The sequence below is a fragment of the Streptomyces sp. PKU-EA00015 genome (genome assembly GCF_013387495.1).
GTDB lineage: Bacteria > Actinomycetota > Actinomycetes > Streptomycetales > Streptomycetaceae > Streptomyces.
On sequence record NZ_JABZEE010000034.1, the window covers coordinates 174562 to 197281 of the forward strand.

At 74.2% G+C, this 22720-nt stretch carries 12 protein-coding genes; all 12 read right to left on the reverse strand.

Annotated elements, in window-relative coordinates; all coding sequences use genetic code 11:
- Nucleotides 1–3 precede the first annotated feature (3 nt).
- Nucleotides 4–1422, reverse strand: coding sequence for a condensation domain-containing protein (locus HW130_RS21480; protein ID WP_177151280.1), 1419 nt, complete (start codon nt 1420–1422; stop codon nt 4–6).
- The gene (locus HW130_RS21485) at nt 1422–4778 is read right to left on the reverse strand and encodes a non-ribosomal peptide synthetase (RefSeq protein WP_177151281.1); all 3357 of its coding nucleotides are present in this window, start codon (nt 4776–4778) and stop codon (nt 1422–1424) included. The genes HW130_RS21480 and HW130_RS21485 overlap by 1 nt, the downstream gene beginning before the upstream one ends.
- A complete protein-coding gene (locus HW130_RS21490; protein ID WP_177151282.1) occupies nt 4771–8889 on the reverse strand; it encodes a non-ribosomal peptide synthetase in 4119 nt (1372 codons plus the stop codon). The genes HW130_RS21485 and HW130_RS21490 overlap by 8 nt, the downstream gene beginning before the upstream one ends.
- 326 nt (nt 8890–9215) lie before the next feature.
- On the reverse strand, nt 9216–10502 hold the full coding sequence (locus HW130_RS21495) for an MFS transporter (RefSeq protein ID WP_177151283.1): 1287 nt from the start codon (nt 10500–10502) through the stop codon (nt 9216–9218).
- Nucleotides 10503–10610: 108 nt separating this feature from the next.
- Nucleotides 10611–11654, reverse strand: coding sequence for a winged helix DNA-binding domain-containing protein (locus tag HW130_RS21500; RefSeq protein ID WP_177151284.1), 1044 nt, complete (start codon nt 11652–11654; stop codon nt 10611–10613).
- Nucleotides 11655–11676: 22 nt separating this feature from the next.
- Nucleotides 11677–12012 (reverse strand): hypothetical protein, encoded by a 336-nt coding sequence (locus tag HW130_RS21505; protein WP_177151285.1) that lies wholly within the window; start codon nt 12010–12012, stop codon nt 11677–11679.
- Nucleotides 12012–16007 (reverse strand): non-ribosomal peptide synthetase, encoded by a 3996-nt coding sequence (locus HW130_RS21510; protein WP_177151286.1) that lies wholly within the window; start codon nt 16005–16007, stop codon nt 12012–12014. Before HW130_RS21510 ends, HW130_RS21505 begins: the two co-directional genes overlap by 1 nt.
- The gene (locus tag HW130_RS21515) at nt 16004–17233 is read right to left on the reverse strand and encodes a cytochrome P450 (protein WP_177151287.1); all 1230 of its coding nucleotides are present in this window, start codon (nt 17231–17233) and stop codon (nt 16004–16006) included. The genes HW130_RS21510 and HW130_RS21515 overlap by 4 nt, the downstream gene beginning before the upstream one ends.
- A 1-nt stretch (nt 17234) precedes the next feature.
- Complete coding sequence (locus HW130_RS21520; protein WP_309140513.1) at nt 17235–17513, reverse strand: MbtH family NRPS accessory protein; 279 nt, start codon at nt 17511–17513, stop codon at nt 17235–17237.
- A gap of 10 nt (nt 17514–17523) precedes the next feature.
- On the reverse strand, nt 17524–18273 hold the full coding sequence (locus HW130_RS21525) for a thioesterase II family protein (protein WP_177151288.1): 750 nt from the start codon (nt 18271–18273) through the stop codon (nt 17524–17526).
- A gap of 4 nt (nt 18274–18277) precedes the next feature.
- Nucleotides 18278–20083, reverse strand: a complete 1806-nt coding sequence (locus HW130_RS21530) for a non-ribosomal peptide synthetase (protein ID WP_177151289.1) — start codon at nt 20081–20083, stop codon at nt 18278–18280.
- The gene (locus HW130_RS21535; RefSeq protein ID WP_177151301.1) at nt 20080–21588 is read right to left on the reverse strand and encodes an aldehyde dehydrogenase family protein; all 1509 of its coding nucleotides are present in this window, start codon (nt 21586–21588) and stop codon (nt 20080–20082) included. The genes HW130_RS21530 and HW130_RS21535 overlap by 4 nt, the downstream gene beginning before the upstream one ends.
- Nucleotides 21589–22720: the final 1132 nt, after the last annotated feature.

A 22720-nucleotide genomic window follows, 5' to 3' on the forward strand; every position in this document is an offset into this window, starting at 1 on the left:
GGGCTAGCGGTTGATGATCCCGGGGGCGGCGGGCGATACGGCGGCGTGCCTCAGGACGTCCTCCATGCCGGTGAGCAGCGCGGTCACGTCCTCGGGTGCGGCGGCCCGGCGGTTGAACTCGGCTGTTCCGCCGATCTCGCCGTCGCGTTCGACCAGGCCGATGCAGGCCAGGGTGGCGGCGGGGTCGGGGCTGTAGAGCTCCAGGTGGCGTGCGGGGGGACCGGGCAGCTGGCTCACCTCGATTCCGGAGAGGCCGAAGGGCACGGCCGGGTAGTTGTGGAGGGCGAACAGGACGCTGTAGGGCTGGGTCTCGTCGGTGAAGAGCTCGTCGACGGGGAGCCGCTGGTGGCCGAGGGCGTCGGCCACCGAGGTGCGGGTGCGGTGCAGCAGCCGGGCGAAGGACGGATCCCCCGACAGGTCGAGCCTGATCGGGACCACGGTGGTGAACTGCCCCACCGCGCCTTCGAGCTGGGTCGCGAAGCGGCCCGCGGACGGGGTGCCGACGACGACGTCGGTGCTCCCGTCGCGGCGGGCGAGGACCACCGCGAGGGCCGCGAGCAGCGTCATGAAGGGGGTGGCCCCCTCGGCGGCGCCGAGAGCCAGTCCGGCGTCGAGCGCGCTGCCGGGTCCGCGGTCCAGGTGCACCGGCAGGTGGCCGCGCTCGAAGCCGCCCTCGGCGCGGGGCGCTGCCGGGACACCGGCGAACGCGGCCCGCCGGCGCTCCAGTTCGGCGGCGCCGTCCGGGGACGCGAGCCAGCGCCGCTGCCAGTCCGCGTAGTCGGGGAACTGCAGGTCCGGTAGGGCGAGGCCGGCCGCACCGTCCCGGTAGCCGGCCGCGAGGTCGGTGAGGAACACCCCGGACGACCAGCCGTCGAAGACCGCGAGGTGCGAGGCGAGGATCAGCACGTGCTCCTCGGGGCCGACGGTCAGCAGCCGGAAGGCGCTGGTCTCGCCGGTCTCCAGGGACAGCGCGGTCCCGGCGCTCTCGGTGACCGCCCGCCGTACGGCGTCCTCCCGCTCGACGGGTGTGCGTTCCGTGAGGTCGGTCCGCGTCAGCCGCAGGGTGGGGTCGTCGTCCACCGTCAGCTGCGGGCGGCCGCCGTCCGGGGCGTCCGTGATCCGGCAGCGCAGCGCCTCGTGGCGGGCGAGCACGCCGGTGAGCGCGTCCCGCAGCCGTCCGGGATCGAGGCGCCCGGTGAGCCGGACGGCGTGCGATCCGGTGCCGGTGCCCGGCCGGACGTGCTCGTGTCGCCGCAGCCGGGCCTGGAGGGCGGTGGCCGGGACCGGCCCCGCGCCGGAGCGCGGGGCCGGCCGGGCGGGGACGGGGCGCCGGGCGGCCAGCAGCATGCGGGCCAGTTCGCGTCTGGACTCCGGGAGGGCGGCGAGCGCCTGGTCGACCCCCGCGTCCGATGGAGCGGTCATCACGCGCCGTCCGGGGTCTGCAGGGACCTGAGCAGGGCGGCGGCCTCCTCGTCGGACATGTTCTCGATCTGGTCGAAGACCGCGAGCAGCCGGTCCTGTTCGCCGGCCGCCTCGGCCTGCGCGGCGCGGACGAGGTCGGCCAGGCCTGCGACGGTCGGGCGGCCGAAGAAGTCGGCGAGCGCGATGTCGATGCCGAAGACGGCGCGGACCCGCGAGACGACGATGGTCGCCTGGAGCGAGCTGCCGCCGAGCGCGAAGAAGTCGCCTTCGACATCGGGGCTGGACCACTCCAGCAGCGGGGTGAGGATGTCCCGGCAGATCTGCTCCTCGATCTCGTCGCGGGGCGGGGTGCCGCCGGTGGTGGCGTGGTCGACGGGCAGCGGCAGCGCGGCGATGTCGACCTTGCCGTGCCGGGTGAGCGGCAGCTCGTCCAGCACGACGACCACGGGGACCATGTAGCCGGGGAGCCGGGAGGCGGCGTAGGCGCGCAGCACTTCGGCGTCGACGACCTCGGAGGCGTACGCGCCGACCTGTTCGACGGTGACGTACGCGGCGAGCATCTTGTCGCCGCCCGCGGCGGGCTGGGCGAGGGCGACGGCCTGCTGGACGCGCGGGTGGCTCATGAGCACGGCCTCGACCTCGCCCGGTTCGATGCGGTGACCGCGCAGCTTCACCTGGCGGTCGGTGCGGCCGAGGAACTCCAGGTTGCCGCCCGGCAGCCAGCGCACCAGGTCGCCGGTGCGGTAGAGGCGCTCGGTCTCCGGGCCGTCGGCGTAGGGGTTGGTGACGAAGCGCTCGGCGGTCAGCTCGGGCAGGCCCAGGTAGCCGCGGGCGACCCCGGGGCCGGCGACGCACAGTTCGGCGGGCACCCCGGGCGGCACCGGGCGCAGCCGGTCGTCGAGGACGAACGCCTGGTGGCCCGGCATGGGCCGGCCGATGGGCGGGTTGCGGTCGTAGCTGCCGGTGCAGTCCATGAGGGTGACGGCGACGGTGGCCTCGGTGGGTCCGTACCCGTTGACGAACCGGCGGTCCCCCGTGGTCCATTCGGCGACCAGCCTGCCGGGGAACGCCTCGCCTCCGACGGACACCAGGCGCAGGGCGGGCAGCCCGGCCTGGTCGAGGAGGGGCAGCAGCGCGGGCGGCAGCTCCGCGACGGTCACCCCGTCCTCGCGCATACGGGTCTGGAGCAGGGCCGGGTCGCGCCGCTCGTCGTCGGTGGCGATGACGAGCTCCCCGCCGGCGAGCAGGGTCGTGAAGACCTCGAAGACGGAGACGTCGAAGGTGAGCGGGGCGAAGTGGAGCACGCGGTCGGCGGTGCCGATCTCGTACGCCCTGGCGATGGTGCGGGAGAAGTGCGTGACCGAACGGTGCTCGATCATCACGCCCTTGGGGGTGCCGCTGCTGCCCGAGGTGTAGAGGACATAGGCGAGGTCGGCGGGGGCGGACGTCGGCGGCAGGGAGGGCACGTCGCGCACGGGAGCGTTGGCGCCCGCGGTGACGCGCTCCAGCGGCACGGGCAGTTCGGTGGCCTCGTCGACGAGAGCGTGCCGCACGCCGGCGTCGGAGAGCACGGCCCTGGTGCGGTCGGCGGGCGCGGTGGGGTCGACGGGCACGTAGTGCGCGCCGGCCTTGAGGATGCCGAGCAGTCCGGCGACGGCCGCGGGGCCCCGGCCGAGGCAGGCGGCGACCGGGTCGCCGTGCCGCACTCCGCGGTCGCGCAGGCGGTGGGCGATCGCCTCCGACCAGCGGTCCAGGGCCGCGTAGTCCAGCGTGGTGGCCCCGTGGCGGACGGCGACGGCGTCGGGCCGGACGGTGGCGCGCTCGCGGAAGGCGCCGTCGAGGGTGGTGGTCCAGGCCGCCTCGTCGAGCGGACCGCCGCGGGACAGCTCGCGGGCGTGCCGGGAGGCGGCCGGCTCCTCGACGAGGCTGAGTTCGCCGATCTGCATGTCGGGGTTCTCGGCCACCTGCTCGATGACGCGCCGGAAGGCGGTCAGCAGCGCGGAGGCGGTGCCGTGCCGGTAGAGGGAGGTGTTGTACTCCAGGGACAGTTCCAGGCCGTCCCTCTCGCCGACGAGGAAGCTCATGTCGAACTTGGCGGCTCCGTCGTGCAGTTGCTCGACGGCGAGCTCGACCCCGCCGGCCTCGGCCGTCTGGGTGCCCCAGCGGCCGAGCGAGGTGAACTCGATCTGGAACAGCGGGTGCCGCAGCGGGTCGCGGGCGGGGCGGACGGCGTCGACGACCTGCTCGAACGGCAGCTCGCTGTTGGTGAAGGCGTCCATCACGGTGCCTGCCGTGCGGGCGACCAGCTCGCGGAAGGTGAGGGTGTCACCGACCTCCGTGCGCAGGGTGATCATCTGCACGAAGCAGCCGATGACCCGCTCCAGGTCAGGGTGCGGTCGGGAGGCGCTCGCCGTGCCGACGACGACGTCCTCGGTGTGCGTCCAGTGCCGCAGCAGCGCGTTGAACGCGGCGAGGAGGGTGGTGAAGACAGTGGTGTCGGAGCTCTCGGCCACCGCGTTCAGCCGGTCGAGCAGTTCCTGTTCCAGGGTGAGCGACAGGCCGCGTCCGTCGCCGCGCGTCTCGGGCGTGCGCGGGTGGTCGGGCATGACCTCGGTGGCCTCGGCGCCCGCGAGCAGCTGCCGCCATTTGTCGGCCAGCGCCCGCCGGTGCTCCGGGTGTTCCAGCTTGGCGCGCTGCCAGGCGGCGAAGTCGGCGTACTGGACGGCGAGTTCGCCGGCCGCGGGGCTCCTGCCCTGGACGGCGCCGGCGTAGCCGGCGGTGAGTTCCTCGGTGAAGATGCGGGTGGAGCCCGGGTCCCAGACGACGTGGTGGACGACCCACAGCAGGATGTGCCGGTCGTCGGCGAGGCGTACGAGGTGGGCGCGGACGGGCGGCGCCTCGGCGAGGTCGAAGGGGGCGGCCGCGCAGGAGGCGGTGAGTTCGGCGAGGTCGTGGTCGGGGTCGTCGCTGTCGCCGAAGTCGCTGGTCTGCACACCGAGGACGAAGCCGGGCACGGGCTCCTGCCAGGGCACGCCGTCGACCTCGACGAGCTTGCTGTGCAGCACCTGGTGGCGGGCGACGACCGCGTTGAGCGCCTCGTGGAGGGCGGCGCGGTCGAGCGGGCCGTCGAGGCGTATCGCCAGGGCGATGTTGTTGCGCGCCTTGCCCGCGCCCAGCCGGTCGACGAACCACATCTGTTCCTGCTGGAAGGAGGCACGGGAGCGGGGTCCGTGGTCGATGCGCTTGAGTTCGTTGCGGTGACCGACGGGCGCGGTCATCTGGTTGCGCATCCGGCCCAGCAGCCGGGAGCGCTGTCCCTGGGGCAGCCGGCCGAGCCGTTCGGCGAGGTCAGACATGGGTTCCTCCGTTGCGGTGCAGGTCGGCCAGCAGCGCGGCGAGCCGGTCGGGCAGGTGCTTGGCGAAGTAGTGACGGCCGCCGGGGATGACGGCGAGCCGCAGGTCGCGGGCGTAGCGGCCCCAGGCGCGGTGGCCCTTCTCGTAGCCCTCGGTCGCGTCGTCGGCGTCGCCGACGATGCAGGTGAGCGGGGTGACGAGAGGGGGTGCGTAGCCGTCGGGCGTGCGGGCGAAGAAGCGGGCGGCCTCGGTCATGTCGTGCCGGACCATCCTGAGCACGGCCGTCAGATCGCTGTCGTCGAGGACGCCGTCGAAGCCGTCCATGGCGGTGAGGTAGCCGACGAGGTCGTCGTCGCTGGAGACGCGTTCCATCTCCAGCGCGTACTCGGGGTCCTCCTCCGGGAGTGCGGCGGCGAGATGGAGGGCGACCGGCCGCAGGCCGTCGCGCTCCAGGACGCGGGTGGTCTCCAGGGCCGAGACGACGCCGGCGCAGTGGCCGTAGACGGCGAAGGGTCCGGTGACGGTCCGGGCGATCTCGCGGGCGGCGAGTTCGGCGAACTCGCCGACGGGCAGCATCGGGCCAGGGTTGAGCGGGTCGTGTCCCGGCGGGGAGACGGCCAGCAGCTCGATGTGGGGCGGGAGTTGGGCCGCCAGCGGCTGGTAGGCGATGGCGTCGCCGCCGCCGTGCGGGAAGCAGACGAGGGTGAGTGCGGCGGGGCCTTCTGCGGGCCGCGGGGACAGCCGGTGCAGGAGCCGGTGGGGGGCCGGGCCGTCGGCGGCGCCCCCGCCGAGTTCCTCGGCGCGGGCCGCGAGGCCGGCCGGGGTGGGATTGCTGAACAGGTCGACGACGCGCAGGGCGTGCGCCTGCGGTATCGCCTCGGCGACGGCCCGCACCGCGCGGACGGCGGCGAACGAGTCGCCGCCGAGGGCGAAGAAGTCGTCGTCGGGCCCGACCGACTCCAGGCCCAGGACCTCGGCCCAGACCGCGGCCACGCGCCGTGCCGCCAGGTCGCCGTCGGTGGGTGCCGCGGGCGCCGCGGAGTCGGTGGGCGACTCGGCCGCGGCGGGCGCGGTGGGCGCGCGCCGGCCGCTCGGCGGCTCGGGCAGGGCCTTGCGGTCGACCTTGCCGTTGGGACTGAGCGGCAGCCGGTCCAGGACGACGAGTTCGGCGGGCACGCAGTGCGGCGGGAGCACGGATCCCAGCGCTCCGCGCAGGGCGGCCGGGTCCGGGGCGGCCCCGTCCTCGGGGACGACGTAGCCGATCAGGCGGGCCGAGCCGGCGCCCTGGCGGGCGACGACGACGGCCTCCCGGACCCCGGGTTGCTCGCGCAGGGCGCTCTCCACCTCGCCGGGCTCGATGCGCAGTCCGTTGAGCTTGATGCGGAAGTCGGTGCGGCCGAGGAGTTCGATGGTGCCGTCGGGCCGGTAGCGGGCGAGGTCGCCGGTGCGGTAGAGCCGTTCGGTGCGGCCGGGTTCGAGTTCGACGTGGACGAACTTCTCCGCGGTCAGCTCCGGCCGGTTCAGGTAGCCGCGTGCCAGCCCCACTCCCCCGAGGTGCAGTTCGCCGGGTACGCCCGCGGGCACCAGCCGGTCGGAGGGGTCGAGGATGTAGGCGCGCTGGTTGGCCATGGGCCGGCCGTACGGGAGTTTCGTCCAGCCGGGGTCCACCCGCCCGACCCGGTACTCCACGGAGTGGATCGACGCCTCGGTCGCGCCCCCGAGCGCGGCGAACGCCAGCCCCGGGGCGAACGCGCGGAGCCGGTCGGGCTGGGTGACGGGGATCCAGTCACCGCCGAGGAATGCGGTGCGCAGCCTCGGCAGGGCGGGGCCGCCCGCGTGCTCGAGCTGGTCGAGGAGAAGGCCCAGCAGGGCGGGCGCGGAGTTCCACACGGTGACGCCGTGACGCTCGATCAGGTCGGCCCAGTGGGCGGGGTCCTTGGCCGCGGCGGGGTCGGGCAGGACGAGGGCGCCGCCCGCGGCGAGCATGCCGAGCGTCTCGTACACGCTCATGTCGAAGCTCGGCGAGGACAGTGCGAGGACCGCGTCCGCCGGACCGATGCCGTAGGAGCGGTTGAGGTCGAGCAGGTTGTTGACCACGCCGCGGTGCTCCAGCGCGATGCCCTTGGGGGTGCCGGTGGAACCCGAGGTGAAGATGACGTACGCGAGGTCACGGGAGGTGACGGGGACCGCCGGCCGGGTCGCGGGCAGCGTCTCGAGCACCGGCCGGTCGGTGTCGAGCAGGACGCGGACGGTGTCGGGGCCCAGCGGGAGCCGGCCGATCAGTTCCGAGTCGGAGACGACGATCGGCGGCGCGGCGTCGCGGAGCAGGAGGCCCAGGCGCTCGGCGGGGTACTCGGGGTCGAGGGGGACGTAGGCGGCGCCCGCCTTGAGGACGGCGAGGATCGCGGTGACGAGCCCCGGTCCGCGGCGCAGGCACAGGGCGACGGTCCGGTCCGCTCCGGCGCCCGCCTCGGCCAGGTGGTGGGCGAGGCGGTTGGCCCGCTCCTCCAGCTCCCGGTAGGTGACGGTCCAGCCGCCGAGTCCGCCGCAGACGATGGCCGCCGAGTCGGGGCGCCGGTCCGCGTGCTCCTCGAACAGGTGGTGGAGGCAGGCGTCCTGCGGGAACGGCGCGCGGGTGGCGTTCCAGTCGTCGAGGGCCGTGCGGCGCTCGGCGCCGGTGAGCAGGGGCAGGGTGGAGATCGGCACGTCGGGCACGGCGACCGCGGCTTCCAGGGTGGTCAGGAAGTGGCCGAGCAGCCGGTCGACGGTCGGGGCGTCGAAGAGTGCGGTGGGGTACTCCACGAGGGCGCGGACGGCGCTGCCCGTGTCGTGGACGCTGATCATCAGGTCGTACTTGGTGGCGCGGGAGGAGAAGTCGATGGGCTCGGTGTCGAGTCCGGCGAGGCCGGGCGCGGTGTCCGGGGTCTCGTCCAGCAAGAACATCACGGAGGTGAGCGGCGGGCGGCTGGGGTCGCGCGGCAGCCCGAGCGCGTCGACGATCAGGTCGAAGGGCAGCTCCTGGTGCGCGTACGCCTGGAGCGTGGTGTGCCGGGTGGAGCGGACGAGTTCCGCGAAGCCCGGGTCGCCGCCCGTTCTGATGCGCAGCGGCAGCGTGTTGACGAAGAAGCCGACGAGGTCGCTGAAGGCGGGGTGGTCGCGGCCGGAGACGGAGGTGCCGACGACGATGTCCTCCTGGCCGGTCCAGCGGCGCAGGGTGGCGGCGAAGCCGGCGAGCATCGTCATGTAGAGGGTGGCGCCCTCCGACTTGCCGAACTCGCGCAGCCGCGCGATGAGGCGTGGCGGCAGGTCGATGTAGCGGGAGGCGCCGGCGTGGCCGAAGACGGGCGGCCGGGGCCGGTCGGTGGGCAGGTCCACGGGGGTGGCGCCGCTCAGCTCCTCGCGCCAGAAACCGGTGAGCTTCTCCAGGCGGTCGCCGCTGATGCGGCGGCGCTGCCAGGCGGCGAAGTCGGCGTACTGGAGGGCCAGGTGGGTGAGCGGCTCGGCGGCCGCTCCGACGCGTGCCGCGTACGCGCGCTCGAGCTCGGTGTAGAGCAGCCGCATCGACCAGCCGTCGGTGACGATGTGGTGCAGGTTGAGGACGAGGACGTGGTCGTCGGCGCCGATGCGGGCCAGCGAGGCGCGCAGCGGCACGGCGCCGGCGAGGTCGAACGGGGCCGCGGCGTCCGCGGCGTAGAACGCCCGGACGGCGGCCTCGTCCGGCAGGTCGCTCACCGGCAGCGGCAGCCGGAAGCCGTGCAGCACGTGGGGCTCGGCCTCGGCGGCGCCGGGCACGTCCCGGTAGACGGTGCGCAGGACCTCGTGACGGTCCACGACGTCCTGGAGCGCGCCGTGCAGGGCGGGCACGTCGAGGGGGCCGCGGATGCGGGTGGCGACCGGGACGTTGTAGGCGGGGCTGCCGGGCTGGAGCTGGTCGATGAACCACAGGCGGCGCTGGGCGAAGGAGAGCACCGGCGCCTCGGAGGGATCCCGTGGCGCCGGTTCGGGGTCCTCCCGTACGGCGCCGCGCCCTCCGCCCCGGCCCGCGAGGGCCTGGAACAGTGCCCTGCGGTGCTTCGGCAGTGCGGCTATGCGTTCGGCGAGGGACTCGCTCACCTTGTGCCTCCGTGCGGTCTGAAGGAAGAGGGATACGGCGAGTGGGGGCGCGGAGCGCCCCGGTGGTCGGGGTGACGCCCCTGTCTCGGGCCGCGCCGCGGGTGGGGCCGCTTCGGTGCCGAGGTTGCCCCCGTGGTACGGGTCGTTCACGAAAGGTCGTGCGGGGCGGTACCCCGTATGCGGGCCGCGCCCGCGGTGTGCGGCGCGCCCCCGGCGGGGGCCGCGCCCGTCGTGCGGGCGGCGCCCGACGTGGGCGGGGAGCCGCCTCGGTGCGGGCGCCGGACCCGGTCGGGCCGCGGCACCCGCTCCGACGCGTCCGGGCCGGCCTAGGCGCCGACCTTGGTGTCGTTCGCCACGGGCTCGGTGCCTTCCGCGCCCTCGGCGGGTGCGTCGGCTCCCGGCATCTCCTTGATCGCGGCGACCGGGCCGCCCAGCAGCGTCAGGCCGCCGACGATGGTGATCGCTCCGGCGACGGCCAGCGCCGCGGTGAGGCCGAACGCCTCGCCCAGCGCGCCGCCGACGAAGTAGCCGAGGGACAGGGCGCCGTAGACGGCCGACAGAGCGGCACCGCTGACGCGGCCCATCTGCTCGTTCGGCGTGATGCCCTGGACCAGGCTGAGGACGTGGATGTCGAACATCGGGGACACGAAGCCGATGACGGCCTGGACCACGATCAGCCCGACGAATCCGGCGACCGCGCCGCCCGTCGGCACCAGGATGTACCCGGCGCCCAGCACGACCGCGGTCAGGACCAGCGTGCGGCCGACCGTGAGCACCTTGGTGACCTGCTCGGACAGCACCGCGCCGACGATGACGAAGACCGACATCACGGCGAAGGCCGCACCGACCTGGCCGGGGCTCAGGTCGAGCACCTTGTACGCGTACACGATCAGCAGGGCGTCGCCCATGGCGGCGCCGAGGTTGACCACGACGTTGGCGGTGAACAGTCCGCGCAGGACGGGGTTGCCGAAGAGGGTCTTCAGGCCCTCCTTCATCTCGGCCTTGGCGGACGCCTTCGTCTCCTCCAGCCGCGCCCGGCTGTCGCGGTGCCGGATGAGCAGCAGGGCCACGAGGGACACGAGGAAGGTGAACGCGTCCGCGGTGACGGCACGGGCCGCGCCGAGCAGCTGGATCAGCGCGCCACCGGCGCCGGCGCCGACGGCCTCGGCGACGCTGCGGCTGATCTGGAGCTTGGTGTTGCCCTCGACCAGGTTCTCGGTGCCGATGAGCTGCGGCAGCCACGACTGGTAGGAGACCTCGAAGAAGGTGGTCAGGACACCGGTGACGCCGGCCGCGATGTAGACGTGCGTCATGGTGACCGAGTCGAACGCGAAGGCCAGCGGGATCGAGCCCAGCGCCGCGAAGCGGCCGAGGTCGGCCACGATCATGACCGTACGGCGCGAGACCCTGTCCGCGACCAGTCCGGCGACCGGGGCCAGCAGCAGGAACGGGAGGAAGCGCAGTGCGCCGAGGACGCCGACCTCGAACGCTCCTCCGTCGAGAAAGACGACCGCGAGGGTCGGTAGTGCGAGCAGTGAGATCTTGTCGCCGAAGTTGCTGACGGTCTGCCCGAACCACAGACGATTGAAATCGGAATGCCGACCGAGTGCCATGTCGACGCCCTTTTCTGGTTGGGGACGGAATTGTCGGACGGCACTGACGCTATGGAGGGGCGGTTAGCGACCGGTTACGGATCCGGGCGGATGAAGACCGGCGATGGACTACGTATGAGAAGCGTTGTAGAAGCGTGCGATGTCGGCGCTCTCCCGGGCGATCTCCGCCGAGACCGCGGCGTCGAGCGGCTCGTTCCCGGCGAAGGGCTCCACCACCGGCTCGGCGCCGCGCCGGCCTCCCGACCAGGTGCCGACCGCCCAGCCGTCGACCACGACGGTGGCGCGGATGACGCCGCCGCCCGGCCACACGCGGCGCTCGTGCTCGGCGGGCACCGACAGGTCCCTGCGCCGGTATCCGACAAGATAGTTGTCGTACGCCGGAAGCAGCCGCACATCTCCTCGCGGGATGTGTGCGGCGTCCTCCCACGCGGGTTCGCCGGCGGCGGCCCAGGCGCTTTTGCAGACGGTCGTCCGCAGCCCCGACCAATGGGCGAAATCCTCCACGTCACTGGGTCCGTGGGCCGCGCGGTAGCGGCGGGCGAGTTCGGTCACGGCGGCGGAGCCGGTGACAGGCGGCGGGCCGGAGGCCGGCAGCCAGTCGTCGAGCAGGACGAAGGTGGCCTCGCCGGCCCGCTGGGGCCCGTGGCAGATCAGCCCGGACAGCGCGGTCCGGCGGATCAGGTGGAAAGCGGACTGGCCCTTGGACTCGACGCCCAGTGTGCCCAGGCGTTCGGTGAGTTCGGCCCGGGTGAGCGGCCCCTCGCCGTCGACGGCGTTCACGATCAGCTTCGCCGCCCGTTCGCACAGGGCCTCGTCCAGGCCGAGTTCGCGCAGGCGGCGGGCGGCGAGTGCCAGGTACACGGGGCCGAAGAGGCCGAGCAGCCACCGGGCGTCGGCCGCCGGGACGAGTTGCAGCGTGCCGCGCATGAACCAGCCGCGAACGGCGCTGCGTTCGGTGTCGGTGGCGTGCCGGACGTCGTCGGCTGTCAGGCCTTGGACGCGGGCGCGCAGGCCGAGGCCGGCCGCCGCGAGATCCTGCGCCTGGACGGCGAGGACCCGGTCCAGGGCGGCGGAGACCGTCGTCTCGCGGACCCGCCCCCCGATCGCCTGTGCGTGTGCTCTGAGCAGCCGGTCGGCAGTTCGTCGTTCCACAGTCCCTCAGTCTTTCAGTCTTTCACCGAGATCGTTCGTCGGGCACCGGCCCGTGGGACGCGGCGGCCGCGGCCCGGCCCCGGGTGTGCGCGAGGCTCACGCCGACTCCGGGCGCCCGGGTCAGGCGCGGCCCGCCCTGGGGCCTGCCGCGGCTCTGCACGAGGGTCAGGCTCCGCGCCGGCCGCCGGACAGGCGGGCGGCGCGGAGCCTGACGAGTGCGGGCGACGAAGTCGCCCCGGTCCGCGGCGGAGCGCAGGGCGCCGGCCCGGTCCGGCTCCGTACGGGTCAGCAGCCCCCGTGCGTCACCGGTGGCGGCCAGGACGTCCCCGGTCCGCCCGGCCGGCGCGACCGCCGTCATCAACGCCTGCGGCGCAGCACCGCGTAGTACCCCGGCAGCAGGAGCGCGTCCGCGTCCGACTGCGGGTCGATGGCGTGCAGCTGGATCGCCTCGTCGTCCAGGATCTCCCAGTCGTCCGCCGGGAAGGCTGCGGTGAGTTCGGGACGGGTGAAGCGGTTCGAGTGGCGTACGCCGGCCGCCTCCAGCGGCCCGACGAGGTCCTCGGCCCGGCCGCGCTTGCCGCCGACGAAGCCGAGGTATCCGAAGGAGTTGCTGGAGTAGTCGGGCTCGTGGATGATCAGCACCCCGTCGGGGCCCAGCAGCCGGCCGGCGACCGTCGCGAGCCGTGCCCTGGCGGCGCTGTCGAGGACGTGGAAGACACCGCGGACGAAGATGTTGTACGGGCCCTCGCCCAGGGCGGCCGCCTGCTCGGTGTGGGTCATGTCGACGGCGAGGTACTCGACGTTCGCCACACCCTCCGCCCGCGCCTCGCGGACGGCGTGCTCGATGGCGCTGGCGGAGACGTCCACGCCCACCACGCGGGGGTAGTGCGGCGCGAGTTCGCGGCTGTAGCGGCCGTTGCCGCAGCCGAGGTCGATGACCGGCAGGTCGCTGCCGAAGTGCTTGCGGGCCTGGCCGAGCAGCCACTGGAACTCCTCGCCGCTGTCGGCGTCCCAGATGACGTCGCCGCCGCGGCCGGTGCGTTCGATGCCGGCCCAGTACCGCTCCCACGCGTCGCCGGTGTCGCGCTCCTCGACGGGCTCTGCGGCCGCGCTCTCGTCGCCGGGCGGCGGCGAGAAGCGCTCCCAGACCTCGTCCTCGCCGAGTGCCTCCAGCAGCTCGGTGAACTCCTGGAACATCGACTCGATGAGCCCGTCGGGGTAGACGGCGGGCAGGTGGTCCCAGTTGAAGGTGAGGCCGCCGGCCTTCTCGAAGACCTGGAAGTCCAGCGAGACCTGCGGGGTCTGGGAGATCCCGTACACCGGTACGCCCAGTTCGGTCTCCTCGTACTGCGGCGGGTGGCCGGCGAGGCTCGTCATGACCACGGGCATGGCGGGCGCGAGGGAGCCGCGCAGCTTGGTCAGCTCGCGCAGCACCTGGACGCCGCTGAAGTAGCGGTGCTCCAGGTCGGCCCACAGGCGGCGCTGCACGGCCTGGGCGCGTCCCGTGAACGTGGTGTCCTGCTGTTCGACGGCGAGCAGCAGGGTGGTCGTGGTGTCCGCGAGCAGTGAGTTGACCTGCGGGTGCAGCGGAAGCCGGTTGAAGAGGGGGAAGTTGATCGTGAAGCGGGCCTGTCCACTGGCGTTGCCCAGGACCTCGGCGTAGGCGGCGGCGAGCACGCCGGACGCGGTGACCTTGCGGTCGCCGGCCCGCTCCTGGATACGGTTCCACAGCTCGGCGGGCACGACGTGGCTGAGCCGTGCGAAGCGGACGGGCAGCTCGGGGGCGTCCGCCGGACGCTCGGGGAGCTGAGGGGCCGGCGGCAGGGTGGCGAGGCGGTCGCGCCAGTACCACTCGGAGCGGCGGTAGAGCTCGCTGTCGCGCAGCGAGTTGCCGACGGCCAGCACGTAGTCGCGGAAGGTCAGCTCCAGCGGCGGCAGTTCCGCGCCTGACCGGGGGACGGTTGCTGTCCGGTGGATGGTCTCCCCGAGGTCGGTGCCGGGCTCGGTGTAGTACGTGACCAGGTCCGGGATCAGGACCTGGAAGTAGCTCCAGGCGTCGGCCACGAGGAAGTCGAGGCAGAGGTGGATGCGGGCGCGGCCGCCGCCGAGCAGGCTGATCCGCACGTCGAACAGGGGCCAGCCGTCGGCGTCGAGCACCTGGTGCGACAACTTCTCCCGCAGGGCCAGCAGTTCCTGCTCGCGCGAGGTCTCGTCCAGTGCGCCGAGGTCGGTGACCGGGATGTCGTAGTCGGGGATCTCCGCGTACACCTGCTGGGTGCCGTTCGGCAGGATGCGGGTGCGCAGCGCGTCGTGACGCTCGACGAGCCGGCGCCAGGCGTGCTCGAAGCGGGCGATGTCGAGGTTCTCGCTCTCCCACTCGAAGTAGCCGTGGCAGCCGACGTTGCCGAGTTCGACCAGTCCGCCCCGGCCGATCCACAGGGCCTGCTGGCTCTCGGTGAGCGGGAAGGGCTCGAAGCGGGCGTCCGGGTCGGGGACGATCGCGGGCAGGCCGCCGAACTCGCCGCGCCCCGCCGTCCGTTCGGTGACGATGAGGGCGCCCAGCTCGGCGACGGTCGGGCAGGACGACAGGTCGGAGAGGCTGAGTTCGACGCCGTAGCGGCGGCGGATCTCGTCGATCAGCTGGAACGCCAGCAGCGAGTGGCCGCCGAGCTCGAAGAAGTTGTCGTGGATGCCGACGCCGTCGGTGCGGAACGCCTCCGCCCACAGGCGCACCAGGCCGTCCTCGATCTCGTTGCGCGGGGGTTCGTACCCGGCGCTCACGGTCTCGCGGGTGTCGGGCGGCTCGGGCAGGCTGCGCCGGTCCACCTTGCCGTTGGGCAGGCGGGGCAGCGTGGGCAGGACGACGACGGTGGCGGGGACCATGTAGTAGGGCAGGGTGCGGGCCACGGCGGCCCGGATCCCGGCCGGGTCCGGGGCCGCGTCGCCGTCGGCGGAGACGTACGCGACGAGCCGCTTGTCGTTCGCTCCGCGCTCGTGGGTGACGACGACGGCCTCGGCGACGCCGTCGAGGCGGGCGACGTGGGTCTCGACCTCTCCGAGTTCGACGCGGAAGCCGCGGATCTTGACCTGGGCGTCGGAGCGGCCGAGCAGCTCGACGGCCCCGTCCTCGCGGCGCCGGGCGAGGTCGCCGGTGTCGTAGAGCACCGGGTGCGGGTCACCGGGGACGACGCCGGTACGGAACTTGGCCCCGGTCAGCTCGGGGCGGCCGTGGTACCCGGCGGCGACTCCGGCGCCGGAGACATGGAGCCGGCCGACCGCGCCGTCGGCGACCGGGCGGTCCTGCTCGTCCAGCAGGTGCACCCGCATGTTGGCTATGGGCACACCGACGGGGACCTGGCGGGTGGCGCGGATCTCCTCCGGGGTGGCCTGGCTGGTGAAGTCGACACCGGCGCCGAGGTCGAGGCAGGTCAGGACGTTGGTGGTCTCGGTGGTGCCGTAGGTCATGACGACCCGGAAGGGTGTGTCGACGGGCGGCCAGCTGTGCACCCGCTCCGCCGTGGTCACCAGGATGCGCAGCGCGGTGTCCGCCGGCCAGTCGAGGCCCCAGACCGGTTCGGCGAGTGCGGCGACGAGCATGGTGTGCGTGATCCGCTCGGCGGCGAGCCAGTCGCGGATCTGCTCCGGGGTCTGGGCCTGACCGGCCTCGGGGATGTGGATCGCCGCGCCCATCGGCAGGTACGGCAGCCACTCCATGATCTGTACGGCGAAGCCGGGTGTGGACATCCAGGACGCGCGGTCGCCGGGGCGCACCCCGTAGGCGCGGGCGGTCCAGTGGACGAGGTTGGTCAGGGCGCCGTGTCGCTCCAGGACGGCCTTCGGGGTGCCGGTGGAACCGGAGGTGTAGATGAGGTGGCTGACCGTGTCCGGGCCGGTGGCCACGCCGGTCGGCGTCTCCGGCCGGCCCTGGCCCTCGGTGGCCACCTCGGCCAGGGCCAGGCCCTCGGGCATCCGGGCGGCGACGTCCGCCGGGGTGAGGACGAGCAGCGGCGCGGCGTCGGCGATCATCGCGGCGAGCCGGTCGTCGGGGTTGACCGGGTCGAGGGCGACGATCGCGGCGCCCGACTTGAGGATGGCGAGGGAGCCGATGACGTAGTCCGCGCTGCGCGGGTAGCACAGCCCGATCCGCTCGCCGGGTGCGGCGCCGTGCGCGATCAGCGCGTGGGCCAGCCGGTTGGTCTCGGCCTCCAGCTGCGCGTACGTCCAGGAGCGGTCGCCCTGGACCAGGGCGGGAGCGCCCGGAGTGCGGGCGGCCTGCTCGGCCAGCAGCTCGGCGTAGCCGGTGGCGGGGAAGTCGGTGGCGGTCCGGTTGAAGTCGATCAGTGCGGTGGTCACAGCGCGGCCCTTTCTGCCTGTGCGAAGGCTCGGCTGCGCAGCAGCCGTACCGGGAGACTTCTGATCCCCCAGGTGAAGTTGGACGAGTTGAACAGGGCGGGACCGGTCAGTTCGAAGCCGTCGAACCGGTCCAGCATCTCGGTGAGCAGGGCGCCCAGTTCGAAGCGGGCCAGCCGGGCTCCGAGGCAGAGGTGGCGGCCGTGGCCGAAGGCGACATGCCGGTTGGGGCGCCGGTCGACCCGGAAGCTGTGCGGGTCGGTGAAGACGTCCTCGTCGCGGTTGGCGGAGACGTTCCACAGCGTGACCCGGTCGCCGGCGGCGATGGGCGTCCCGTCGATCTCGGTGTCGCGGACGGCGGTGCGCAGGGCGTGTACCCCGGGCGTGGTCCAGCGCAGAATCTCCTCGACGGCCGGGGCGATGCCGGCGGGGCCGAGGCCGCGCAGCAGGTCCCACTGTTCGGGGAGCTGCGCGAACATGTGCACCGCGCCTGCGGCGGAGTAGCGGGTGGTCTCGTTGGCGCCGGACAGCACGCCGTTGCAGTTGAAGACGATCTCCTCGTCGCTGAGCGGCCGTTCGGTGCCGTCGCCCTCGTCGACGAGGGTGTCGTGGGCGATCTGGCTCACCAGGTCGTCACCGGGGCGGGCCCGGCGCTCGCCGAGGAGTTCGATGAAGTAGAGGAAGATCTCGGAGTGCGCGCTGCTGCGCACGCTCTCGTCCGGGGAGTCGAAGGCGTCGGTGGTGAGCGCCCCGATCCACGACCAGTCGGCCCGCGGGATGCCCATCATGGCGCAGACCACCCGGTTGGGGAGCTGCTTGGCGAGGTCGATGAAGTCCAGTTCGTCCTGCTCGGCGGCCTCGGCCACCAGCTCCCCGACGACGGTCTCGACGAGGGCCTCCATCTTCGGCATCTGCTGGGGTCCGAACGCCTGGTACAGGGCCCGCTTGAGACGCGTGTGGTGGGGGGCGTCGGAGACGATCAGCATCCGCTGGGTGACGGCGGCGACGGCGGCGGGATCGCTGCCGAGCCGCATGCCCTGCGCGGAGCTGAAGGTGTCGCTGTCGGCGTAGACGCTCATGATGTCGCGGTGCTTGCTGAGCACCCAGAAGCCGTCGTCGCCGCCGGGCTCGGGGTGCCAGTGGACAGGCGAGTTGGCGCGCAGCCAGGTGAACGCAGACCAGAAGTCGTTGCGGCCGAAGGGGGCCGGGTCGAGCAGGTCGATGTGCATCTCAGACTCCTTCGCCCGTCGCCGCGGGGGCGGTTGCCGCCGTGCGCACGCTGCGGGGACGCATGTCGGTCCAGTGCGCGTCCACATGGGCGGCGCACTCGTCCTCGGTGCCGCTGAACCCGGTCGGCGTCCAGCCGTCGGGCAGCTCGCGCGCCGCGGGGTACAGCGCGTACTGGTCCTCGTGGTTGACGAGGACTTGGTAGGTGGTGGGCACGACGTCCTCCGGAATCGGGTGGCGGGCGTTGCGGCTGTCCGGCGTGTCGCCGCCGGACAGCCGCAAGGCCCTGAGGTCAGGCGGTGCGGGCCGGTGCGGCCACGTCCTCCCGCAGCAGTCCGGCCAGGTGCTCGAGTACGGTCTCGGGGCGGCGCAGCACGGCGTGGTGGCCGCCCGTGACGCGGTGGACGTGGAAGCCGGCCGTGGTGATCGCGGCCCAGCCGGCCAGCTCCTGCGCGGTGACGGTCTCGTCGCCGTCGGCGCCCCAGGCGTGCACGGGGACGTGGAGCAGGTCGCCCGGGGAGTGGGTGTAACTCAGGGACAGCTGCGCGTCCTTGCGCAGCATGGCGACCATGAGCGAGCGGGTGTCCTCGTCCAGGAAGGCGGGGTCCAGTCCGGCGGTGTCGAAGAGCTTGTCCAGTTCCTCGTCGTCGTCGACGATGCCGCGGCCGGCGCCGTCCCAGTGACCGGGCGCCCGGCAGGCGCTGACCACGAGGGCGGCGGGCGTGACGCGGCGGGCGACCTCGTAGCCGAGCAGCCCGCCGAAGCTGTGGCCGAAGACGACCAGCCGGCGGCCGGCGGCGACGATCGGCCGCAGTTCGGCGGCGATCGCCTCGACGGCCTCGTCGAACGTCTCCGGCATGGGCTCGCGCCAGCGGTTCTCGCGGCCCGGCAGCTGGACGCCGTAGACCTGGGCGACTTCGGCGAGCGCCGGTGTCCAGGCGCGGAACTGCTGGCAGCCCGCGCCGGCCGGCGGCAGGCAGAGGAGGGCCGGAAGGTCCCCCTCGTCCGGCCCGGACGGCCAGGTGGAGATCCAGGTGCCCATGGCGTCAGGCCCCCTCGGCGGTCAGGACGTGTGCTTCGGCCGCGTCCGCCTCGGCGGCGAGCCGGTCGAGTTCGGCGGCGACGTCCGCGACGGTGGGCCGGGTGAGCAGCTTCCCGAGCGTGATGCGCAGTCCGGTGTTCCGGCGCAGGTCGGCGACGACGCGGGCGGCGGCGAGCGAGTGGCCGCCCAGTTCGAAGAAGTCCGCGTCCGGTCCCGGTACGTCGCGTTCGAGGACGTCCGCCCAGACGGCCATCACCTCGCGCTCGCGGGCCGTGGCGGCCGCCTGTTCGGCCTCCCCCGCCGGTGCGGCGAGCCGGCGGGCGAGCGCGTCGCGGTCGGCCTTGCCGGTGGTGAGGGTGGGGATGCGGTCGACGACGCGGACGGTGGCGGGGACGGCGGCCTGCGGGAGGAGTCTGCCGCAGTGTTCGGCGACCGCGGCCGCGAGGTCCTCGGGCGCGCCGGTGCCGGGGGCCGCGACGACCGCGAGTCCCAGGGCCTGGCCGGAGGCGAGGGTGCAGCAGGCGGCGGCGACGACCTCGGGGAGTTCGGCGGCGATCCGCTCCACCTCGCCCAGTTCGATGCGGTGGCCGCGGATCTTCACCTGGTCGTCGCGGCGGCCGCGGTACTCCAGTTCGCCGCCGGCCCGGCGGACGACCAGGTCGCCGGTGCGGTACATCCGGGCGCCGCCGCCCTGGAAGGGGTCGGGCAGGAACCGGGCCGCGGTCAGACCGGGCCGGTTGCGGTAGCCGCGGGCCACGGCGGGGCCGCCGAGGTAGAGCTCCCCCTCCGTGCCGGCGGCGACCGGGATCAGGTCGTCGTCCAGGACGTACGCCCGGTAGCCGGGCAGCGGTCGTCCGATGGTGGTCACGTCGTCACCCCGCTCACTGTCGGCCCAGGTCGCCGCGATGGTCGTCTCCGTCGGCCCGTACACGTTCAGCAACCGCCGTCCCCGGGCGAAGCGTTCGGCGAGCGCCGCGGGGCACGCCTCGCCGGCGACGACGACGACCTCGGCCTCGTCCAGGCCGCCGCCGTGGGCGGCCAGCAGGGAGGGGGTCAGCGACGCGGTGCGCAGCCCGGCGGGCAGCGGTTCGCGGCCGTCGGCCTCGGCGCGGCGCAGCCCGTCCAGGGACAGGTCCACCAGGGACACTCCCTGGCCGTGCACGAGGTAGAGCAGCGTGCACCAGAGCCAGCCGTCGAAGGCGGGCGAGACGGCGTTGAGGCCGAGGCCGCCGGGCGGCAGGCCCAGGGTCGCGAGGGCGTCGACGAAGGTGTCGAGGCCGCGGTAGGTGACCTCGACTCCCTTCGGCCGCCCCGTGGTTCCCGAGGTGTAGATGACGTAGGCGCTGGTGCCGGGCTCCGGAAGGACCACGTCGAGCGGGCCGGGCGGGGCGCCGTGCAGCTCCGCCGGGTCGATCGTGCGGACACCGGCGACGTCGAGTCCTTCGGGGGTGTCCGCGGCGACCAGGACGGAGACCTCGGCGTCCCGCAGGACGGTCCCGAGCCGTTCGACCGGGTGTCCGGCGTCGAGCGGTACGGCGGTGGCGCCGAGGCTCCAGACGGCGAGGAGTGCGGGCACGCTCTCCCGGGAGCGGCCGAGGAGCAGCCCGACGGCGGTCCCGGGTCGCACGCCGGCGGAGGCGAGCGCGGACGCGGTGGCGGCGGTACGGGAGGTCAGCGCCGCATACGTGAGGGTGCCGTCCTCGGCGCTGACGGCGCGTTCGCCGGGCCGCTCGCGGGTCCAGCGCTCCAGGGCGGCGAACAGCGGCGGCGGCGTGTCTCTGGGCGGTCGGCCGGCGTGCTGGGCGGTCATCCGTCGTTCCTCTCCGGGGTCTGGGCGGTCGCCGGCGCGGTGGCGCGCAGGCGCGGGCCGACGAGCCGGCCCTCGGGCCCCTGGGGCAGCTGCATCGACTTCGTCTCCAGGAACGCCTCGACTCCGGCGGTGCCGCACTCCCGGCCGATCCCGGACTGCTTGAAGCCGCCGAAGGGTGCGGCGGGGTTGAAGGGGCCGCCGTTGACGTCGACGAGGCCGGTGCGGAACCGCCGCGCCACGCGCTCGGCCCGGGCGTCGTCGCCGGACCAGACCGCGCCGTGCAGCCCGTAGCGGGTGCCGTTGACGATCCGTACCGCCTGCTCCTCGTCGTCGTACGGGATGACGCACAGCACCGGCCCGAAGATCTCCTCCTGGCCGAGGGTGGACATCGGGTCGACGTCGGCGAAGATCGTGGGCCGGACGTAGTAGCCGGTGTCCAGGCCCTCGGGGCGGCCGGGTCCGCCGCGTACCAGGCGGGCGCCCTCCGACGTGCCGCGCCGGATGTAGTCGTTCACCCGGGCATGCGCGGCGGCGGTCACGAGCGGGCCGAGGTCGGTCGCGGGGTCGCGGGGGTCGCCGGTGACGTAGCCGTCCATGGCCTGTCCGGCGAGTTCCACGGCCTCGTCCTGGCGGTCGCGGGGCACCAGCAGCCGGCTCCATTGCAGGCATGTCTGGCCCGTGTTGAAGAGCACCTGGTCGACGGTGGCGCCGACGGCCGCGCCGAGGTCGGCGTCGTCCAGGACGAGGCTGGCGTTCTTGCCGCCGAGCTCCAGGTGGATGCGCTTGATGCCGTCGGCGCCGAGGGCCGACACCTGGCGGCCCGCACGGGTGGACCCGGTGAGGGACACCACGTCGACGAGCGGGTGGGTGACGAGGGCGGTGCCCAGGGTGTCGCCGGTGCCGACGGCCATGTTGACGATGCCGGGCGGCAGGTCGGCCTCGGCGAACACCTCGGCGAGGAGCCGGGCGTGCAGGGGCGTCAGCTCGCTGGGCTTGTGGACGACGGTGCAGCCGGCCGCGAGCGCGGGCAGCAGCTTCTGCACCGTGAGGAGCAACGGGGTGTTCCAGGGGGTGATGCAAGCGGCGACGCCGGCGGCCTCCCGTACGACCAGTGAGTGGCCCACGCGCTCCTCGAAGGCGTAGGAGGCGGCGGTCTCCACGCAGTGCGCCGCCATGCCGACGGACAGCCCGACGTGGGTGTGCAGCGACACCCGGGAGGGGGCGCCCACCTCGGCGGTGATGACGTCGGCGAACCGCTCGGCGTTGCGCTCCAGTCCCTCGACCACGCGGCGCAGCATGGCGGCCCGCTCCCGTACGGGTGTGGCGGACCAGGCGGGGAATGCCGCGGCGGCGGAGCGCACGGCGAGATCGGCGTCCCGGGCGGTGCCCGCGGGCACGGTGGCCAGCGGCTGCTCGGTGCTCGGATCGGTGACGACCAGCCGGCTGTCGGCGTCGGACGGCGTCCAGCGGCCGCCGATCCACTGGTCGTCGTAGCGGGTCGGCAGGAGGGCCGCGGACGGTTCGCCCGTCGGCGCGGCGGAGCCCTGCGGCACGGTCAGCACGGTCACGGTGGATTCCTCACTGAGTCGCTCGGTCACTGAATTCGCGCGCCGGGTACGGCCCCGGCCTGGCCTCGGCCCGCGCGCGGCCAGGCGTCGGCCCCGGCAGCCGGCCGGAAGCCGGCCGAGGTACCCGCCGGACCACCAGGGCTGCCGTCGGCCGACGGCACGGCGTGGACCCCGGGCCGGACTCGGGGCCGCGAAGCGGGCAAAGCAGCGTCCCGGGAGGCGTCCTGTCCGCCAGGCCAGGATTCGGCCCCAGCCGCGGACGGGGCCGTCGGCCGGGAGACCTCTCGATCGGGCCCGGCTCGACGCCCGGCGTCGGCCCGGCCTCCGGCTCCGGTACCGCGTTCGGCAGCGGGCGCGCCTTCGGCCTCTGAATCGGCCCGAGTCCCTGCCCGACCTCCCGGCGGGGCGACAGCCCGTGACACAGGCCGGAAGCCGGCCCCAGGGCCTGCCCCCGCAGCCGCCCGGCCGCCGGCCGAGGTACCGGCCGGACCACCAGGCCCGCTGTCGGCCGGCGACACGGACGGGACGGCAGGCCGCACATGGGATCGGAAGACGGGTGAAGCGTCGGCCGAGGACGCGGCCCGGCCGCCGACCCCCGACGGCCGGGACGCCTCCGGATCGGGCCCGGCACCACGCCCGGCGCCGATGCCGCCGTCGGCAGCAGGGATCTCGGCCCGGCCTCCGGCTCCGGTACCGCGTTCGGCAGCGGGCGCGCCTTCGGCCTCTGAATCGGCCCGAGTCCCTGCCCGACCTCCCGGCGGGGCGACAGCCCGTGACACAGGCCGGAAGCCGGCCCCAGGGCCTGCCCCCGCAGCCGCCCGGCCGCCGGCCGAGGTGCCCGCCGGACCGCCAAGGCCGCTGTCGGCCGGCGACACGGACGGGACGGCAGGCCGCACTTGAGGCCGCCAGGCGGGTGAAGCGTCGGCCCGAGGCGCCGTACGGACCGCGGCCGGTGCAGCGGCCCGGGCGGCAGGCCAGGCGGTCCGCGACGCAGGCCGGGCGCCGGGCCCGGCGTTGGCCGGCGACGCGGGCCGGCCGACAGGCCGGAGCGGGGACCAGGACGCGGGCC

Bases quoted from the DNA above. Each gene is read 5' to 3' on its own strand.
- HW130_RS21480 (WP_177151280.1), bottom strand. From the start codon at position 1,422: ATGACCGCTCCATCGGACGCGGGGGTCGACCAGGCGCTCGCCGCCCTC.
- HW130_RS21485 (WP_177151281.1), bottom strand. From the start codon at position 4,778: ATGTCTGACCTCGCCGAACGGCTCGGCCGGCTGCCCCAGGGACAGCGC.
- HW130_RS21495 (WP_177151283.1), bottom strand. From the start codon at position 10,502: ATGGCACTCGGTCGGCATTCCGATTTCAATCGTCTGTGGTTCGGGCAG.
- HW130_RS21505 (WP_177151285.1), bottom strand. From the start codon at position 12,012: ATGACGGCGGTCGCGCCGGCCGGGCGGACCGGGGACGTCCTGGCCGCC.
- HW130_RS21515 (WP_177151287.1), bottom strand. From the start codon at position 17,233: ATGCACATCGACCTGCTCGACCCGGCCCCCTTCGGCCGCAACGACTTC.
- HW130_RS21525 (WP_177151288.1), bottom strand. From the start codon at position 18,273: ATGGGCACCTGGATCTCCACCTGGCCGTCCGGGCCGGACGAGGGGGAC.
- HW130_RS21530 (WP_177151289.1), bottom strand. From the start codon at position 20,083: ATGACCGCCCAGCACGCCGGCCGACCGCCCAGAGACACGCCGCCGCCG.